An 18407-nucleotide genomic window follows, 5' to 3' on the forward strand; every position below is an offset into this window, starting at 1 on the left:
ATGCTCTGTCGCTCCACAGCGGGGCGGAGCGATGAAGATCTACGGCGACAGCAATTCCGGAAATTGCCTGAAGGTGAAGTGGGTGTGCGACAAGCTCGCATTGCCCTATCAGTGGATCGAGGTCGACACCCGCAAGGGCGAGACCCGCACGCCGCAATTCCTCGCCATGAACGGTGCCGGCCAGGTGCCCACCGTCGCCTTCGACGACGGCCGCACGCTGGCGCAGTCCAATGCCATCATCCGCTATCTCGCCCGCGACAGCGCACTCGTCCCGCGCGACGCCTTCACGGCCGCCAAGATGGACGAATGGCTGTTCTGGGAGCAATACAGCCACGAGCCCTATATCGCGGTGTGCCGCTTCCTTCTCGTCTATCTCGGCAAGGACGCCTCCGAGCTCGATCCGGAAAAGGTCAAGCGCGGCTATGCGGCGCTCGACCGCATGGAGCAGCATCTTTCAGCCAGCCGCTTCTTTGCCGGCGAGGCGGTATCGCTCGCCGACATCTCGCTGCTCGCCTATACCCGCGTGGCGCATGAGGGCGGCTTCGATCTCGGCCGGTACGCTTCGCTTCGCCGTTGGATTGACGAAGTCGAGGCCATTCTCGGTCTGCCGCCGGCACGCTGACTCCGGAGTTTCCCGTATGAACGACAAGTCCGTCTCGATCCGTCCCGCGCGCCGCGAGGACGTTCCGGCGATCGTGGCGATGCTCGCCGACGACCATCTCGGGCGCGCCCGCGAGCGCGTCGAGGATCCGCTGCCCGCGCCTTATTACGCGGCATTCGAGCGCGTCGAGCGCGATCCGAACCTGACGCTCGTCGTCGCCGAGAGCGAGGGCAGGGTGGTCGGCTGCCTGCAACTCGCCGTCCTTGCTGGCATCAGCTCGCAAGGCGGCGTGCGCGGTCTGCTCGAGGACGTGCGTGTCGCCACCGATTGCCGCAGCCGCGGCATCGGCGAGCAGTTGGTGCAATGGGCGGTGACGGAAGCGAAGGCGCGTGGCTGCAATCTCGTGGAGCTGCTGACGCATGCGAGCCGCGTCGACGCGCAACGCTTCTACAAGCGGCTCGGATTCACAGGCAGCCACGTCGGTATGACTGTCCGCTTTTGAGCCAGCATCCCGCGCCCGTTGCTCGAACAGCGAAATCGGATCGCGCGTTCGTTCATGTTAAGAGCCGGTAAACTACCCAGCTGTCGTTCATGTTGAACGGGGAACGAACGGTGCTAGGGCAGCGTCGGGCACCGAGCTCGGTCGGTTCGGGGATTTCGATGACAAGCTATTCCATCATCAAGGTCGGCAACGACTACGTCGTGCTGGCCAATGACAAACGCATTTTGAAAGTCGGCAGCCGTCGGCGGGCCGCGCAATTGATCAGCGATGCCACGGACTTGCTGAATGCGCTTGCCGTGGTGGAATCACCGGATATTGCCCCCGAGGCGCCATCACTCGCGCGTGAAGCCCCGGAACTTCCTTGACTGAACTACCCGTTTCCCGTATCAGCCGCGGCGGGACACCTCCCCCCAACGGGAGGCTTACTATCTGGAAGGGTAGACTATGACTGTAGCGAAGCCCGCTTCGCGGCCGAACGTGCCGCATTTCTCCTCCGGCCCCTGCGCCAAGCGCCCCGGCTGGAACGCCCAAAATCTCAAGGACGCAGCGCTCGGCCGCTCGCATCGCGCGAAGGTCGGCAAGACCAAGCTCAAGCTGGCGATCGATCTGACTCGCGAAGTGCTTGAAGTGCCCGCCGATTACCGCATCGGCATCGTGCCGGCCTCCGATACCGGGGCGGTCGAGATGGCGCTGTGGTCGCTGCTCGGTGCGCGGCCCGTCACCACGCTCGCCTGGGAATCCTTCGGCGAAGGCTGGGTCAGCGACATCGTCAAGGAATTGAAGCTCAAGGACGTCACCAAGCTCAACGCAGCCTATGGTGAAATCCCCGACCTCTCCAAGGTCGATCCCAAGAGCGACGTCGTCTTCACCTGGAACGGCACCACCTCCGGCGTGCGCGTGCCTGATGCCAACTGGATCAGTGCGACCCGCGAAGGCCTGACCATCTGCGACGCCACCTCGGCTGCATTCGCGCAGCCGCTCGACTGGGCCAAGCTCGACGTCGTCACCTTCTCCTGGCAGAAGGCGCTCGGCGGCGAGGCGGCGCACGGCATGCTGATCCTCTCGCCCCGCGCCGTCGAGCGCCTCGAGACCTACAAGCCGGCCTGGCCGCTGCCGAAGATCTTCCGCATGACCAAGGGCGGCAAGATCAACGAAGGCATCTTCGTCGGCGAGACCATCAACACGCCGTCGATGCTCTGCGTCGAGGACTATCTCGACGCGCTGAACTGGGCCAAGTCGATCGGCGGCCTCAAGGCGCTGATTGCGCGTGCCGACGCCAACACCAAGGTGCTCGCCGACTGGAAGGCGAAGACGCCGTGGATCGACTTCCTGGCCAAGGACGCTTCGATCCGCTCCAACACCTCGGTGTGCCTGAAGTTCACCGATCCCGCGATCACCTCGCTCTCGGACGACGCCCAGGCGGAGTTCTCGAAGAAGCTGGTCGCGCTGATCGAAAAGGAAGGCGCCGGTTACGACTTCGCCTACTACCGCGATGCGCCGGCCGGCCTGCGCATCTGGTGCGGCGCCACCGTCGAGGCCAAGGACGTCGAGATCCTGACGCAGTGGATCGACTGGGCTTTCGCCGAGACCAAGGCGCAGCTCGCCAAGGCAGCCTGATGTTCTGACCCTCCCCTGGAGGGGGAGGGTCGACGCACCGTCAGGTGCGGCGGGGTGGGGTGATCTCTCCACACGGCGCACCGGCGATTTTCTCTGTTGCAGCTTCACCCCACCCCGGCGCTTCGCGCCGACCCTCCCCCTCCAGGGGAGGGTGTGAAGGAAGACATCCCATGACCAAGCCCAAAGTTCTCATCTCCGACGCCCTCTCGCCCGCTGCCGTGCAGATCTTCAAGGATCGCGGCGTCGAGGTCGACTTCCAGCCCAATCTCGGCAAGGACAAGGACAAGCTTGCCGAGATCATCGGCAATTACGACGGCCTCGCGATCCGCTCCGCGACCAAGGCGACCGCCAAGATCCTCGAGAAGGCGGCGAAGCTGAAGGTGATCGGCCGCGCCGGCATCGGCGTCGACAATGTCGAGATCCCGGCCGCGACGGCCAAGGGCATCATCGTGATGAACACGCCGTTCGGCAATTCGATCACGACCGCCGAGCACGCCATCACCCTGATGCTGGCGCTGGCCCGCGAGATCCCGCAGGCCGACGCCTCGACCCAGGCCGGCAAGTGGGAGAAGAACCGCTTCATGGGCGTCGAGATCACCGGCAAGGTGCTGGGCGTCGTCGGCTGCGGCAACATCGGCTCGATCGTCGCCGACCGCGCACTCGGCCTGCGCATGAAGGTGGTCGCGTTCGACCCGTTCCTGTCGCCGGAGCGCGCCAAGGACATCGGCGTCGAGAAGGTCGAGCTCGACGATCTGCTCAAGCGCGCCGACTTCATCACGCTGCACACTCCGCTCACCGAGAAGACCAAGAACATCATCGACGCGGCCGCGATCGCCAAGATGAAGAAGGGCGTGCGCCTGATCAACTGCGCCCGCGGCGGTCTGGTCGACGAGCAGGCGGTGGTCGATGCGCTCAACTCCAAGCACATCGCCGGCGCCGCCTTCGACGTCTTCGTCGAGGAGCCCGCGACCAAGAACGTCCTGTTCGGCCATCCCAACGTGATCTGCACGCCGCATCTCGGCGCCTCCACCACGGAAGCACAGGAGAACGTCGCGCTTCAGGTCGCCGAGCAGATGTCGGACTACCTGCTCACGGGCGCGATCTCGAACGCGGTCAACTTCCCCTCCATCACAGCGGAAGAAGCGCCGAAGCTGAAGCCGTTCATCTCGCTCGCCGAGAAGCTCGGCTCGTTTGCCGGCCAGCTCACCGAGAGCGGCATCCTCAAGGTCGAGATCACCTATGAGGGCCACGTCGCCGAGATGAAGATCAAGGCGATCACCTCGGCCGTGCTGTCGGGCCTGCTGCGGCCGATGCTGGGCGAGATCAACGTGGTGTCCGCGCCCGTCATCGCCAAGGAGCGCGGCATGGTGGTGGACGAGATCGTCCGCGCCGCCCAGAGCGACTATGAGAGCCTGATCACCGTCACCGTCACCACCGAGCGGCAGGAGCGGTCGGTCTCGGGCACCGTCTATGCCGACGGCAAGCCGCGTCTCGTCGACATCAAGGGCATCCGGGTCGACGCCGAGTTCGGCAAGTCGATGATCTACGTGACCAACGAGGACAAGCCGGGCTTCATCGGCAGGTTCGCAAGCCTGCTCGGCGACGCCAAGCTCAACATCGCCACCTTCCATCTCGGCCGCGTCGCGCCCGGCAGCGATGCCATCGCCCTCGTCGAGGTCGACGGCGCGGTGCCGGCCGACCTGCTCGCCAAGGTGCAGGCCCTGCCGCAGGTCAAGCAGGCCAAGGCGCTGACGTTCTGAGGTCTATTGGCGGAACGCGCTGGCGCTACTGCGGTAGCGTCAGCGGTCGAACCCATAAAGCCGCGCCGGATTGTCGACAGGATTGCGTCGCGAGTGGGTTCTTGAGACGAAATTCAAATGGTATCCGCAGAAGAAGAGCCCAGGAGGTTTCCCGCCGGGGCTCTTCCGTCTGGTCCGCTAGACCGAACTTACCAGTTGCGCTGAGCGCGCAGGAGCAGAGTCAAGGTGTCCTGGTCCTTCAATTCATAGGTCGCCGCAGGTTTGCCCTGCACGCCGAAGGCGGAGGCGTTTACTGTGCCGGAGTACTTCTGGTCGAGATGGGTCCAGGCGAGATCCGCCGAGAACGTCAGGTTCTTGACGGGAGTCCAGCGGGTGATGATACCCAGCTGGCCAATCGCAAAGTCCGGGTTACATCCGGTAACGCCGGCGAGCGAACCGAACACGCCACCGTTGCCATTCGCGCCGCAGATCGTGGTCTTGGCGAGCGTGCCGTACTGGGCTTGAGCGTAAGCGCCGTAGAGCGCGGTGTTCCAGGAGGGATTCCAGTTGTGTGTGTAGGCACCACGGAAGCCCCAGGTCTTGACGGTTTCCTGCTGGCTCCCAGTGACGAACACGGTGTCCGGGGCAGAAGCAAAGCCGATGCTGCCGTAGGCGCTGCTTGAACTACCGAACATCGAGTAGCTGCTACCCGCCAGATTCTGGAAGTTGTAACGGGTTGCACCGTCGGTGTAGACGCCCGAGATGTTGATCACGTCACCCGGACCGGTCGGGATATTCTTGATCGACAGAGCGAGCTGAATCGCCCAACCCCACTTGTCGTCGGGATGCCCGGTCGTCTCAGTCGCGCCGTAATAGGCGACGTGGTTGTCATGCGCAGCCACCGACGCCTGGAACAGACCCCAGGCCTGATCGACGCGGACCATAGCTGTCAGGTTCGGCGAACGGCTACCGCCGGTGTCGTTGGAGCCGTATGAACCGCCAAGAATCCCAGCCGAAGAGGCGCCGGACATATTGATATTTCCCGCTTGATAATAGGCGGTCGCATCTTCAACCGAGAGCGCTGCCGTCACGCCCTGTCCGAAGTCGGCCGTGTAGGCCAACTGCGTCACACCAGTGACCGTGCCGCTACCGCCGACAAGACCGTCATAGTTGTTGCCGGGATAATTGGTCCAGGGTGCATCGAACTGCGACACGGCCTTGCCCATCGTGAAGCCGGCGAACTGGATGAAGGCATAGTACACGCCGAGCGAGCCGGCCGAGGTGTTGCCATCGGTTCCGTTCACCGAGGAACCGACGAGCGAAGCCGTCGTACCTGAGGTGTTGAGGCCCAGGTTACCGCTATAGACGGTGGAGCCGGTGCTGCTGCCGCTGCCGGAATAGTTGCCGGTCGTCCAGGAGAACACGCCATCGAAGAAGGTACGGATGACGCCGTATTCGCTCGCGGTACGCGTGTCGATGTTGAGATCTTCACGAGCGCGCATCGTGTAGTAGTTCGTCAGGCGGTTGCGCGCACCGTTGGCCGAGGTGAACTGACCATTGTAGTCCGAGTTCGTGTTCAGCGCGAGATCAACGCGCAGGTAACCGCCCAGCTTGATGCAGGTATCGGTGCCCGGGATGTAAAAGAAACCCGCACCGTACAGGGAGCAGATCTTCACGTATTCGACCGGCTTGGCCTTCAAAGGGAGATCGGCCGCCCGCGCTCCGCCAACCGCGACCAGCCCCACCACCGAACCGAGCAAAAGGCCCTTCGTCAACTTCATTTGCTTTACCCTCCAGGTTTGTATTGGCGGAGCCCTTACGCTTTGGAAGCGCGCCCCTCCTCAATTGGCAGTCCGCTCGAATCCGATCTCCGGATGCGGAACGGAAACGACTTCGAGGTGTCCCCCTCCATCGCACCCACTCTACGTAATCCCGAAAATTAATTACTGCAATTAATTATCTTCCATAAGCACACGTCCCTGCCGGCCTGTTGCCGATGGGCCACGCGGCGACTTTTGCTGAAAGTTTCGGAAATTTAAGGCATTTGAACGCGAGAAACCCCCGGTGGGCACCCCGGGGGTTTCTTTGGAGGTTTAGTTGCGTGGTATTTAAGAAGCGCTCCTAAACACCAATGTGATTATGATAATTAAGTACTTTTGTCAACAATCAGGCCGGCAGGTGCTTAAGGACAGCATGGGCCATCTCGATGAACTCTGGAAACATTGGAGACGGGCCGGAAGAATCTAGCTAGAACACCTCGCGGCCGCCCTCCCTACACGTCGGAATTGACATGACCGAAAAGAAGCCTGACCGAGCAATCAAGGACTTCATTTGGAACATAAGAGAGATCTACTCGCACCTAGAGGAGATCCACAAAAGCTGGGCCGAGCTCCTCCAAATAACCGAGCCGCAATGGTTGATCTTGATGGCGGTCGAAGAGCTAGATGATGGACGCGGTGTCGCAGGTGTGGACATCGCGCAGAAATTGCAATTCTATCAGCCATTCGTCACCAACCAAACGAAGAGCCTCGAGAAGCGCGGACTGCTTTCACGACAGCCCCGTGCAGACGACGGGCGTTACGTTTTGATGTCACTTACGGCTAAAGCAAAGACGGAGCTTGCTAAACTCGCAAAGAGAAAGCTCGCTCTCAATTCGACGATGTTCAACGAATTCGACGAGAAATCCCTGGCGGAGCTAAATGTGTCCTTAGCGGCTATTGCGAAAAATGGCAGGTTGGCATCCCGGCTACTAGCCATAGATATTGCTTGAGCAAGAAACCGTCACCTCTCAGACGTAGGGGAGAACTACAGCTTTTCAATCCAGCTGCTCTTCTACAAGTCCAAGGACGGACTTACCGACGTAATTGCAGCTTCTGTTCGAGCCAGTCGAGGGTAAGGTCGTCGTTTATGACGAAGTTTTCAACTTCGCCTGCGACTTGAGATACCACGACAGAGCAGTCCCATCCAGCAAGCTTGCAGCCTGCTTTAAATTCAAGCGCATTTTGCTCGTCGAGCGGCCCTCGGCCACCCACAACAATGAAAATTGGGCACGGAATTCGGTGCACCAACGGCAGACTGGACGTTCGCGCGCTCTCGCTGACCAAATCCCAAACTCCGGTCATCCAGGCCACGTTGGCTCGATGACGGAGCGAAGCCCAGAGGCCGCCATCGCATACTGCTGCCGCTACCCTGCGATCGGATGCGGCTATGCACGTCGCATAACTTGCGGCCATTCCCTCGCCGTCGACAGCCATTCGGTCGGCGTCAACGTCCGGTCGACATTGCAAATAGTCTAGCCAAATCGCCAAGAAGGCCTCGGGTTTGAGCATACGATGCTTCGATACATCTTCACCGCTGACAACCATAAGCGACAAGATACGATTATTTACGGCAGGTAATAGGCGAGCTACCACTGCCTCGGGAGAGGACTCCTCATCGCTAATAACAATTGCCACAGGTCCCGGTCGTTCGTGGTGTGCCGTCGGGCAAAAATAGCCGACGGAATACACGCGATCGAAAAGCTCGATCTCTACCCGTTCGACTTGTTGAGGTGCACAAGACCTTAGGGCAGTAAAACTTCTCTCGATCGCGTTAGAAACATTTACGCCGGCTGGGTTCTCCGAACAGGCGAGCTGCCTCGCCACCTCGAATGCAGTGAGTGCGGAAAGCCATAATTCAATGGCTAAATCTCGCAGGTTGTTCTCGAAGGCGGCTTCGGCAGATGCATGGTATCGATCACCGACAGTTATCCACTCGAGAGTCCAACGCTCTCGCCTATCGGAAGTGCAAGCCGACAGCCCCTCAAGAAACACAGCAGCGCTGTTTCGCACGGCAGCCAGGTTGGCGTTCGCCATGCTCAACGATCCCTGTAGCCACCAATCGTCGTCCATAGCCGACCCACTTTCTCTATTCGATTTGAAACCTCGGTCGAACGCGCTCTAGAGCTCAGCGATAGTCCGAAATGAGGAGCGAAGATGTTCGGTCCTTTTCCAATTTTAGCGAGCTATTTCCTATTTATGCTCTGCGAGCCGTAGGCAGTACGGAGATGATCGTCGACTCTCTTCGGGACGCGATCTGCAGCGGAGAGAGGACGAGATCGCGGCCGAGTTCGGCGTCAGCCATACCCCGGTGCGCGAGGCGCTCAAGGTTCTGGTTTCGCAAGGGCTCGCCGTCCTCCATCACAACCGCGGTTGTTTCGTCTCGGATCTATCGAGCGATCGCACCAGAGCTGATGGAATTTCGTCCTCTTCTCGAACCTCGGCGCCAGCGGCAGCCGCCGCATCGTCGAAACGCAGCTCGTCAGGGCCGCGGCTGGAGACGCGAGGCCGTTTCGTGGTCGAGAGCACGCCGAGCGCGATCGCGCTGGCGAGCGACAATGTCGGCGCGGCAATCCTGCTCGCGGCGATGAACGCGACCTCAGTCGCGACCGGCCTGGTCGAGGTGCCGCTGGTCGATCGGGTCCTGTACCGCACGATCGCCCTGGTGCGGCGGCGCAACGACACGCTGTCGCCTGCCGCCAGCGCACTCTACGGAGCTATCAAGATACGGCTGTCGAGCGGCAGGCGATGATATCGGGTCGTTCCGCAGCGCGGTATTTGTTGCTGCCTATTTCTGTTGCCTTGCGTCCCCATGTGTACGAAGACTGCTTCCGAGCTGTCACCAACGTACCTTCAAGGGAGGCAAGAAAATGCGTGAAGCCGTCATCGTTTCCTATGCGCGCACCGGCCTGGCGAAATCCGGCCGCGGCGGATTCAACATCACGCCGCCGATGTCGCTCGCGGCGCACGCCATCAAGCATGCCGTGGATCGCGCCGGCGTCGAGAAGGACTATGTCGAGGACTGCTATCTCGGCAATTGCGCCCATGGCGCGCCGAACATCGGCCGCCAGGCCGCGCTGCTCGCCGGCCTGCCGAAGACCACCGCCGGCGTCTCGGTGAACCGCTTCTGCTCCTCGGGCCTGCAGACCATCGCGATGGCCGCCAACTCGATCCGCTCCGACGGCGCCGACTGCATCGTCGCCGGCGGCGTCGAGAGCATCTCGATGCCGGGCGGCGGCACGCCGAAGGAATCGATCGATCCTGAACTGCTCAAGGTCGCACCCGACATCTTCATGGCGATGATCGACACCGCCGACATCGTCGCCGAGCGCTACAAGCTCAGCCGCGAATACCAGGACGAGTTCTCGCTGGAATCGCAGCGCCGCATGGCGGCGTCGCAGCAGGCCGGCAAGTACAAGGACGAGATCGTCCCGATGAAGACCAAGATGAAGGTCGTCGACAAGCAGACCAAGGCGGAGAGCATCGTCGACTATGTCGTCGACCGCGACGAATGCAATCGCCCCGAGACCACGCTGGAGGGCCTTGCCAAGCTCGAGCCGGTCAAGGGCCCGGGCAAGTTCGTCACCGCCGGCAATGCCAGCCAGCTCTCGGACGGCGCCGCCGCCGTGGTGCTGATGGAAGCCAAGGACGCCGAGAAGCGCGGTCTCAAGCCGCTCGGCCGCTTCGTGGCCTGGGCCACCGCCGGCTGCGAGCCCGACGAGATGGGTATCGGCCCGGTGTTCGCGATTCCGAAGCTCTTGAAGCGCACCGGCCTCAAGATCGACGACATCGATCTGTGGGAGCTCAACGAGGCCTTCGCCAGCCAGTGCCTGTATTGCCGCGACCAGCTCGGCATCGATCCCGCCAAGTACAACGTCAATGGGGGCTCGATCGCGATCGGCCATCCCTTCGGCATGACCGGCGCCCGTCTCACCGGCCATCTGCTGCAGGAAGGCGCTCGCCGCAAGGCCAAGTGGGGCGTGGTGACCATGTGCATCGGCGGCGGCCAGGGCGGCGCCGGCCTGTTCGAGATCTACAGCTGAGCAAGATCAGGCCGATCAAGGCCACGTGAATGGGAAAGGCACGGCGTCGCGGGCGCCGTGCCTTTTTCATTGCGCATCCCTCGCTGGGAAATTATACAGCCCCCGTCGGAAAAGGCAGATTTGGTCTGGTAAGCCCAAATCCTTTCGGTCACGAAAGCTCTGGTCTTTGGCCTCGTGCACGAGATCCCCACGACGAACAGCGGACGCCATGCGGGCGTTCAATTGTTCGTCCGTGTGATTCTCAAGCGCTGGGAACGCTCCGGTCGAACATCGACCACAGGAGCGTCTCATGCGCGATCACTTCTCGATTTCTCAACCCTCGCATTTCCACGACGTCATTATTGCCGGCGCGGGCCCTGTCGGCCTGTTTCTCGCGTGCGAGCTGCGGCTCGCCGGTGTCTCGGTCCTCGTGCTGGAGCAGGCGCAGGATCCGCATTCGGCGCTGAAACAACTCCCGTTCGGCCTGCGTGGCCTGTCGATCCCGACCTGCGAAGCCTTTCACCGGCGCGGCTTGCTGGACGAGATCGTGGCAGCGCAACGCGCGAGCTCCGGCGCGATCAGGAGTGCGGCGCACTGGATGCAGCAGGCGCGACGGCCCGCCGGTCATTTCGCCGGCCTCCAGTTCTTTCAGGATGACATCGATGCCGCGAAATGGCCCTGGCGCTTGCCGACGCCGGCCGATGCCGCGGTGGCCGTCGATATGCAAACGCTGGAAACCGTTCTGGCCGCGCGTGCATGCAGTCTGGGCGCCGAGATCCGGCGCGGCTTTGGCGTCACTGCCTTTGCCGCTTCGGACGAGGACGTGACGGTGCATGCGGCGGGGGAGACTTTCCGCGGCCGCTGGCTCGTCGGTTGCGACGGCGGCCGCAGCACGGTGCGCAAGATGGGCGGATTCGACTTCGTCGGCACCGATCCCGAATTCACCGGCTATTCCATCGAGGTCGAGCTCGCCGACCCCGCGAAGCTCCATGCGGGCCGCAACGACACGCCGGCGGGCATGTACACTTATGCCCAGCCGGGAACGATCGCGATGGTGGACTTCGACGGCGGTGCCTTTCACCGGACCGCGCCGCTCACGCGCGAACATGTGCAGAGCGTCCTGCGCCGCGTCTCCTGCACCGATGTCACCGTCAAGGCGCTTCGGCTGGCGGCGACCTGGACCGACCGGGCGCATCAGGCCTCCTGCTATCGCCGGGGGCGCGTGCTTCTCGCGGGCGATGCTGCCCACATCCATTCGCCGCTGGGCGGGCAAGGCCTCAATCTCGGCCTCGGCGATGCGATGAATCTAGGCTGGAAGCTGGCGGCGACCATCCGCGGATCGGCACCGGCCGGCCTGCTGGATAGCTATTCGCACGAGCGGCATCCCGTCGGCGCTGAGATCCTCGACTGGTCGCGGGCGCAGGTCGCGATCATGCGGCCGGCGCCGGGCCCGCGCGCACTCAGGGGCATCATCGCCGATCTCGTCGCGACCCGCGACGGCGTGACCTATTTCGCCGAACGCGTCCGTGGCGTGTCGCTCCGCTACGATCTTGGCGGCAGCCATCCGCTGGTCGGCCGCAGTGCTCCCGATTTCGAGCTGCGTGACGGGACGACGGTCGGAGAGCGCCTCAGACGTGCGAAGGGGATCTTGCTGGACTTCGATGTGCGTGCGTCGCTGGCCGCGCTTGCCGGCCGCTGGAACGGGCACATCGTCTACGTGGCCGGTGACGCAAGGAACCGATTGGGTCTTAGCGCCGCGCTGCTGCGCCCCGATGGCTTTGTCGCATGGGCCAGTGACGGCGCCTCCGGTGAAAAGGAGGCTGCTGAGGCCGCCTCGCGATGGTTCGGCCCGCCTTGCACCGGCTAAGCGTTGCGGTGCAACTGCCGTTGTGCACTCCATCGTGCACAAAGGCGAGTATTGTGACAAATGCACGTATTCATACGTGCCCGCAAATTAACGGAAGGTTTTACGCATTCGCGCTTCATTAACCGCATCGGCCACCACCAGCTCCGGCAACTCGATGCGGCTCTTCTCGCTCAGGCTCACTCACAAGATCACTGCAATCGGCGTCATTGGCGTCGTCGGCGTCGTCCTGATCGGCGGCATCCACCTTTATGGCGAACGCGCGATGAGCGTCTATCGCGACGCCGCCGAGAACGCGCGCACGGTGTTCGAGCTGAACAGCCGCATCGCCGTCGAGCTGCTCGAGGGACGCCGCGCCGAGAAGGACTTCCTGCTGCGCAGCGATGCCGCCAAGGCGCAGCGCCAGGTCGAGATCGGGAAGGAGGTTGCCGCCGACATCGAGACGTTGCGCGGGGAAAATCGCGGTGCTCGGCAAGCCCGAGCTGGCCGCGCGGATCGATGCAATGAACGCCTCGCTGAAGACCTATCAGGCGCGCTTCGTCGGGGTTGTCGAGGAACGGCAGAAGCTTGGCCTCGACGAGAAGTCCGGGCTCGAAGGCCGCTTGCGCGGCTCCGTCCACGGCATCGAGAGCCAGGTCGACGAGCTGCAGAATTCGCAGCTCAAGGTGATCATGCTGATGATGCGCCGGCATGAGAAGGATTTCATGTTGCGCCGCGACGCCAAGTATCGCGACGACATGAGGAAGCGCGCGGCGGAATTCGTGGCCGCCCTCGACATCGCGACCATTCCTGACAGCACCAAGGTCGAGCTGAAGCAGAAGCTCTCCGATTACCAGCGCGACGTCTCGGCGTGGATGGAGACGGCGCTCAAGCTCGCGGTCGAACTCAAGGAGATGTCGGAAGCGTTCTCGGCGGTAGAGCCCGTCATCGAGCAGGTTTCGAAATCGGTTGAGGCGATCCGCGTCGAGGCCGATCGTCTCAATGACGCCGAGCGCGATTCCGTTCAATGGTGGATCACGGTCGCGATCGCGCTGATCGCATCCACCGTGCTTGGCCTCGGCATCTTCATCGGCCGCTCGGTGTCGAAGCCGCTGACCGCGATGCGGGCGGCGATGATCGAGCTCGCCAACGGCAATTTCGCCATCGTGCTGCCGGGGCTCGGCCGTGCCGACGAGATCGGCGAGATCGCACAAGCCGTCGAGACCTTCAAGATCAATGCCGAGCGGAAGGCGCGCGAGGAAGCCGAGGAGAAGATCAGGCAGGACAAGCTCGCCGCCGAGCGCCGCCGCGCCGACATGATCCGGATGGCGGACGATTTCGAAGGCGCGATCGGCGAGATCGTCGAGACCGTGTCCTCGGCCGCCAACGAGCTCGAGGCGTCGGCGACGTCGCTGACCACGACCGCCGGCCGGTCGACCGAGCTTGCCACGCTGGTCGAAGCCGCGTCCGAAGAGGCGGCGACCAATGTCCAGTCGGTCGCCTCCGCCGCCGAGGAGCTGACGGCATCCGTCAACGAGATCAGCCGCCAGGTGCAGGCGTCCGCGCGTATCGCCGACGAGGCCGTCACCCAGGCCGGACAGACCAACGATCGCGTCGGCGAATTGTCGAAGGCGGCCGCGCGCATCGGCGACGTCGTCGAGCTCATCAATGCGATCGCGGGCCAGACCAACCTGCTGGCGCTGAACGCCACCATCGAGGCCGCGCGCGCCGGCGAGGCCGGGCGCGGCTTTGCCGTGGTGGCCTCGGAGGTGAAGGCCCTGGCCGAGCAGACCGCGAAGGCGACCGGCGACATCGGCCAGCAGATCTCGAGCATCCAGGTCGCCACGCAGGACTCCGTCGGCGCCATCAAGACCATCGGCGGCACCATCGAGCGGCTGTCCGAGATCTCCTCCACCATCGCGGCCGCGGTGGAAGAGCAGGGCGCCGCGACCAGCGAGATCTCGCGCAACGTGCAGAATGCGGCGGCCGGCACCACGCAGGTCAGCGCCAACATCTCCAGCGTGCGCCAGGGCGCGACCGAGACGGGATCCGCCTCCTCGCAGGTGCTGTCCGCGGCGCAGTCCTTGTCGAACGACAGCAACCGGCTGAAGATCGAGGTCAGCCGGTTCCTGGAGACCGTGCGCGCGGCATAATCACTCGGCCGTCATTCCGGGGCGTCGCGAAGCGACGAGCCCGGAATCCATTGCACCACCATTGCTGCGGGCCGATGGATTCCGGGCTCGCGCCAAGAGGCGCGCCCCGGAATGACGGCTTGAGCGACTTCCCCTACGCCCCCGCCACGACAGGCGAAAACACCACTTCGATCAGCGTGCCGTGGGCCGCGCTCTTGATGTTGAAGCGGGCGCGGTTGGCTTCGACCAGCGCCTTCGTCAGCGACAGGCTGAGCGCCGCATTGTCTTCGGCATCGCCGGGCGGCGGCGTGCGGAACGGCTCCATCGCGGCGGCAACCTCGCGCTCGGAAAGGCCATGGCCGGTGTCGCGGATGCGAAGCGCGATCTCGCCGCGGTCGGTCATCGCGGTCGAGACGATCACCTGGCCGCCGGCGCTGGCGAGCCTGATCGAGTTCGAGATCAGGTTCATGGTGATCTGCCGCATCGCGCGCGCGTCCACCGTCACCTGCGGCAGCGCATGCGCGAGCGAGGTACGGATGATGATGCGCTCGCGATTGGCCTGCGGCTGCATCACCGTCACGCAGGCTTCGACGAGGTCGTTGAGGTTCAAATTCGCGAAATTCAGGTCGAGCTTGCCGGTCTCGATCCGCGACAGCTCCAGCAAATCGTCGATGATCGCGATGACGCGTTCGCCGGAGGCGCGGATGTCCTTCATGTATTCGCCGTAACGCTCGTTGCCGAGCGTGCCGAAGCGTTCGGAGATCATCACCTCGGCAAAGCCGATGATGGCGTTGAGCGGCGTGCGGATCTCGTGGCTGATCCGCGCCAGCATGTCGGCCTTGGCGTTGGCAGCGCCGTCGACGAGGCGGCGGGCCTGCGTCAGCTCGCTCTCGCCCTTCTTGGACTGCGAGAGGTCGCGGAACACGGCGAAGAAGTTCGGGCCGTCCGGCCGGGTGCGGCCCATGATCATCGCGAGCGGAATGACGCCGCCCTTCTTCTCGCGCCCCAGCACCTCGCGGCCGTGGTCGAGCAGGCTCGCAATGTCCTGGCTCTTCAGGCTTTCGAGATAGTCGAGGACGATCTGCTGGCTCTCGGGCGCGAACAGCGTCACCAGGTTCTGCTCGAGCAGCGCCTCTCCGTCATAGCCGAACAGCGCCTCGGCGCTGCGGTTGCAGGCGTGGATGTTGCCTTCGGCATCGAACATGACGATGCCCTCGGCGGTGGTGTCGAGGATCGCGGCGAGATCTTCCGCCTCCGCTTCGCCGGCCGCGGTCTCAAGCTCGGGCCCGTAGGGAAGGGACTCGGCAACGACGGTCTCGGTGACGAGGGTCTGTGCGATCGCAGGAGCCGCAACGACAGGGGCTGCCTGCGGCAGCGCGCAGATCAGCGCATGCGCGCTCTCGCCGTCCCAGTCGATCGTGTGCAGATGCGCGTCCGTGGTCGCAAGCGGCGCCTCGCCGTTCGCAATCGTCGCGCTGATCGTGACGGGCGTGCCGCCTTGCGAGGTGCTGCTCGCCGCGGACACGCCCGGTTCGACATAGAGCGCATCCAGCCCGCCGGCATCCTCCAGCGCGTTGATGCTGGCATGGCCCATGCGGGTGAGGAAGGCGGGATTGGCGTAGAGCAGGCGGTCGAGCCGATAGATCAGGATGCCGGTCGGCAACAGATCGAGCAGCGTGCGGTCGCGCGCGCTCGTCCCGCGTGGCGGCGGGGCGGGCTCGGCCAGCCATTCGGCCGCGGCTTGCGGCGGCGCGGGCTCGGGCGCCGGGGGCTCGATCTCCGCCGCGGGCTCGGCGCCATCGGCCGCGATCGTCTCGCGCTCGCGCTCCAGCCGTTCGGACAATTGCCGGGCGAGCTCGTTGAACGCACTGTTCTCGACCGGCGTCAGCGTCGGCGATCTCTGATCACTGAGTGACCTGGCATCGCCGTGCGGGCGGAACGGCACGACATTGAGAGGGGTTTCGACGGGCGTTTCCACTGGTGTGTCCGGCTCGGTTGGGTGTGAATTCGCGTCGCTGGTGGGTTCGGGTGTTTCGGCTGCGGGCTCGGGCGAAGGTTCGGCTTCAGGCGGCTCGATCGGCGGAGGCGGCGCCTCCACCACCGGCTCGGGCTCAGCCTCGACCACATCGGCGGTCGGATCGTGCTGCGCCGGCGGCTCCGCGGACAGCGCGAAGCGCCTGAGCGCATCGAGCCGGTTGAGCGCGTCGAGATCGCGGCAGACGCCAAAGCCCTTGAAGCCGGCGAAATTGCGCGACTGGTCGTAGACCGGCAGGCCCGCAAGCTCGACCGGCAGATGCTCGCCGCCGTCGGCCGGCCAGTTCACGGTGATGCCGGCCCAGGTGTCGTGGCTGGCCAGCGCCTGCGCCACGCGGCCATCGGGATCGAGCGAGAACGCCGCGGCGATCTCGTGCCAGGGGCGGCCGAAGCCGGCCGCGGTGTGTGCGCCGATCAGGTGGATGAACTCGTCGGAGAGCAGCACAAAGCGGCCCTCTTCATCCACCTGCCAGAGGAAACGCAGCGGATGCTGACGCGGTGCGGGCGGTTCTGTGGGACCCGACGGCGGCTCGACCATGGGGGGCGTGATCGGCGCCGCCTGCGGCGACACGATGGCTGGATGCGGGTTTTCAACCGGAGTCTTTGCCGCGCTGGCGGTGCTCTGGTCGGGCGGCTCGTGAGCGGTTTCGCGAACGGGCCCTTCCACAGGCTCCCCGGTCGCGTGCTCGGCCGTCGCACTGTCCTGCGCTCCGGACGCGAGCGTCCCGGTTGCTTCAGCCGGCTCGGCGAACGCATCGAACATTGCTATCCCCGCCGATCCGTCCTGCGGTGGCGGCGGCTCGCTCGGCACGATCACGGCTTGCTGCGCGGGCTCGGCCGGCGCCTCACGCACATCATCCGCGGTGCTCTCGGGCACGGCCTCGGCGGGCTTTGCCTGGGCAGCGGCGGCCGGCTCGATCAGCGCGATCAGGCCGATATCGGCGCCCCGGCCGACCCGTTGCAGCACCATCTGTCCGATCCCGATTCCCATCTCGGCGCGGCCCTCGCGCAGCGCATCGTTGCGCGCCTGTTCGAGCCCGGCCTCGCCGAGATCGCGAAAGCCGAGCAGGGTGCGGGCGGCTTCGCTGGCGCCGACGAACAGGCCGTCGGGCGCGAACGCCGCCATTGGCATGTCGGCGCCTTCCACCAGGCGATGCAGCCGCTCGATCAGCGGCATGGCGCGCAAGCCCGGGTCCATCGCGGTGACGAGCACCGCGTGCCCGCCGTCGGCAAAATCGAGCCGGCTGCAGGCGCAGGTCATCAGCGTGCCGAACCGGGCGCCGAAGCCGCGCAGGCGTTCGAGCCGCACGGTGCCGTTCGCGGGCAGCTGGCGCGCGAGCCGGGCGACCTGGCGGCGATGGGGGTCGGCGGGGCCGAAAATCCTGGCCGCGAGCGCTGCGCCATGCGCGGCGCCGAACAGTCTCGCGCCGACCGGATTGGCCCACAGCACGCGGGCGCCGTCGATCGACCACAGCCAGGTCGCGAGCTGCGAGGTCGCATGCACGGCCAGCCGGGGATCGCCCACACCTCGCAACTGGAAATCCGAACTCTTCATCCGACCGGCTTGTGTCTCACGCATGAAGCTGGCGGCTGCCGGAATGACAGCCTTAAGAAAGGGTTAGTATCGCCCGCGTCCGCGCGCAGGTCCACGGGTCCCCCTCCGCGAGGGTCCCCAAAGCCGCGATAACCTTAACCCGCCACCCCCGCAAGCCGCCGCCCGGCTGCATCCAAGGGATTCGGAGTCTATCCGCGGCGGCTTCTTACCCTCCCCTGGAGGGGGAGGGTCGGCTCGCAGCGCGTCAGCGATGTGAGCCGGGGTGGGGTGATCTTTCCATTCGCACAGTGTGCGCCATGGAGGGACCGTCACCCCACCTCGGTTCGCATTGCGCTTTGCTTCATGCGAACCCATCCTCCCCCTCCAGGGGAGGATGGGCACCACTTACGTCGCACGACTTCGGCCGCCAGCCCCCCCCCTCAACCCCCGGTTCCCCCGCCGGGGAACCTCACCCTTACCGAGATTAAATTTCGCAATGCACGCCCCTGACGCGTTGCGCTGCACAATCTTGACATGATAGGCAGCAATAATGCTGGCGCTGGGCG

The 18407-nt window shown here is 64.3% G+C and carries 12 protein-coding genes and 1 pseudogene; 10 read left to right on the forward strand and 3 right to left on the reverse strand.

Annotated features, from left to right (window positions below; genetic code table 11):
• The first annotated feature begins 31 nt into the window (after positions 1–31).
• The 5 genes from TSA1_RS22195 (at position 32) to serA (ending at position 4480) form a co-directional block, all read left to right on the forward strand.
• Positions 32–622: a glutathione S-transferase family protein gene (locus TSA1_RS22195; RefSeq protein WP_100178189.1), complete on the forward strand. Its 591-nt coding sequence runs from the start codon at positions 32–34 to the stop codon at positions 620–622.
• A 16-nt stretch (positions 623–638) separates the two neighbouring features.
• Positions 639–1103, forward strand: coding sequence for a GNAT family N-acetyltransferase (locus tag TSA1_RS22200; RefSeq protein WP_100178190.1), 465 nt, complete (start codon positions 639–641; stop codon positions 1101–1103).
• Between the two features lie 158 nt (positions 1104–1261).
• Positions 1262–1468, forward strand: a complete 207-nt coding sequence (locus TSA1_RS22205; protein ID WP_100178191.1) for a hypothetical protein — start codon at positions 1262–1264, stop codon at positions 1466–1468.
• Between the two features lie 79 nt (positions 1469–1547).
• Positions 1548–2720 (forward strand): phosphoserine transaminase, encoded by a 1173-nt coding sequence (locus TSA1_RS22210; RefSeq protein ID WP_100178192.1) that lies wholly within the window; start codon positions 1548–1550, stop codon positions 2718–2720.
• Positions 2721–2890: 170 nt separating this feature from the next.
• A complete protein-coding gene (serA, locus tag TSA1_RS22215; protein ID WP_100178193.1) occupies positions 2891–4480 on the forward strand; it encodes a phosphoglycerate dehydrogenase in 1590 nt (529 codons plus the stop codon).
• Positions 4481–4668: 188 nt separating this feature from the next.
• On the opposite strand, the gene TSA1_RS22220 is transcribed toward serA, so the two are convergent.
• Positions 4669–6240 carry a porin gene (locus TSA1_RS22220; protein WP_100178194.1) on the reverse strand — a complete coding sequence of 524 codons (1572 nt, stop codon included), beginning with the start codon at positions 6238–6240 and terminating at the stop codon, positions 4669–4671.
• Between the two features lie 509 nt (positions 6241–6749).
• On the opposite strand from TSA1_RS22220, the gene TSA1_RS22225 reads away from it, so the two are divergent.
• On the forward strand, positions 6750–7229 hold the full coding sequence (locus TSA1_RS22225; protein ID WP_100178195.1) for a MarR family winged helix-turn-helix transcriptional regulator: 480 nt from the start codon (positions 6750–6752) through the stop codon (positions 7227–7229).
• Positions 7230–7311: 82 nt separating this feature from the next.
• Here the strand turns inward: TSA1_RS22225 and TSA1_RS38955 are convergent, their stop codons facing one another.
• On the reverse strand, positions 7312–8313 hold the full coding sequence (locus TSA1_RS38955; protein WP_145984355.1) for an alpha/beta hydrolase family protein: 1002 nt from the start codon (positions 8311–8313) through the stop codon (positions 7312–7314).
• Between the two features lie 241 nt (positions 8314–8554).
• Here TSA1_RS38955 and TSA1_RS40935 point away from each other — a divergent pair, with 241 nt between their 5' ends.
• The 4 genes and pseudogenes from TSA1_RS40935 (at position 8555) to TSA1_RS22250 (ending at position 14294) form a co-directional block, all read left to right on the forward strand.
• Complete coding sequence (locus tag TSA1_RS40935; protein WP_283814406.1) at positions 8555–9028, forward strand: GntR family transcriptional regulator; 474 nt, start codon at positions 8555–8557, stop codon at positions 9026–9028.
• 118 nt (positions 9029–9146) lie between these two features.
• Entirely contained in the window at positions 9147–10319 is a 1173-nt protein-coding gene (locus TSA1_RS22240) for a thiolase family protein (protein ID WP_100178197.1), read from the forward strand.
• 289 nt (positions 10320–10608) lie between these two features.
• Complete coding sequence (locus TSA1_RS22245) at positions 10609–12165, forward strand: FAD-dependent oxidoreductase (RefSeq protein ID WP_100178198.1); 1557 nt, start codon at positions 10609–10611, stop codon at positions 12163–12165.
• 154 nt (positions 12166–12319) lie between these two features.
• A pseudogene (locus TSA1_RS22250) lies at positions 12320–14294 on the forward strand (methyl-accepting chemotaxis protein).
• A 133-nt stretch (positions 14295–14427) separates the two neighbouring features.
• On the opposite strand, the gene TSA1_RS22255 reads toward TSA1_RS22250, so the two are convergent.
• Entirely contained in the window at positions 14428–17862 is a 3435-nt protein-coding gene (locus TSA1_RS22255; protein WP_174719018.1) for a PAS domain-containing sensor histidine kinase, read from the reverse strand.
• Positions 17863–18407: the final 545 nt, after the last annotated feature.

The sequence above is a fragment of the Bradyrhizobium nitroreducens genome, from assembly GCF_002776695.1.
GTDB classification, from domain to species: domain Bacteria; phylum Pseudomonadota; class Alphaproteobacteria; order Rhizobiales; family Xanthobacteraceae; genus Bradyrhizobium; species Bradyrhizobium nitroreducens.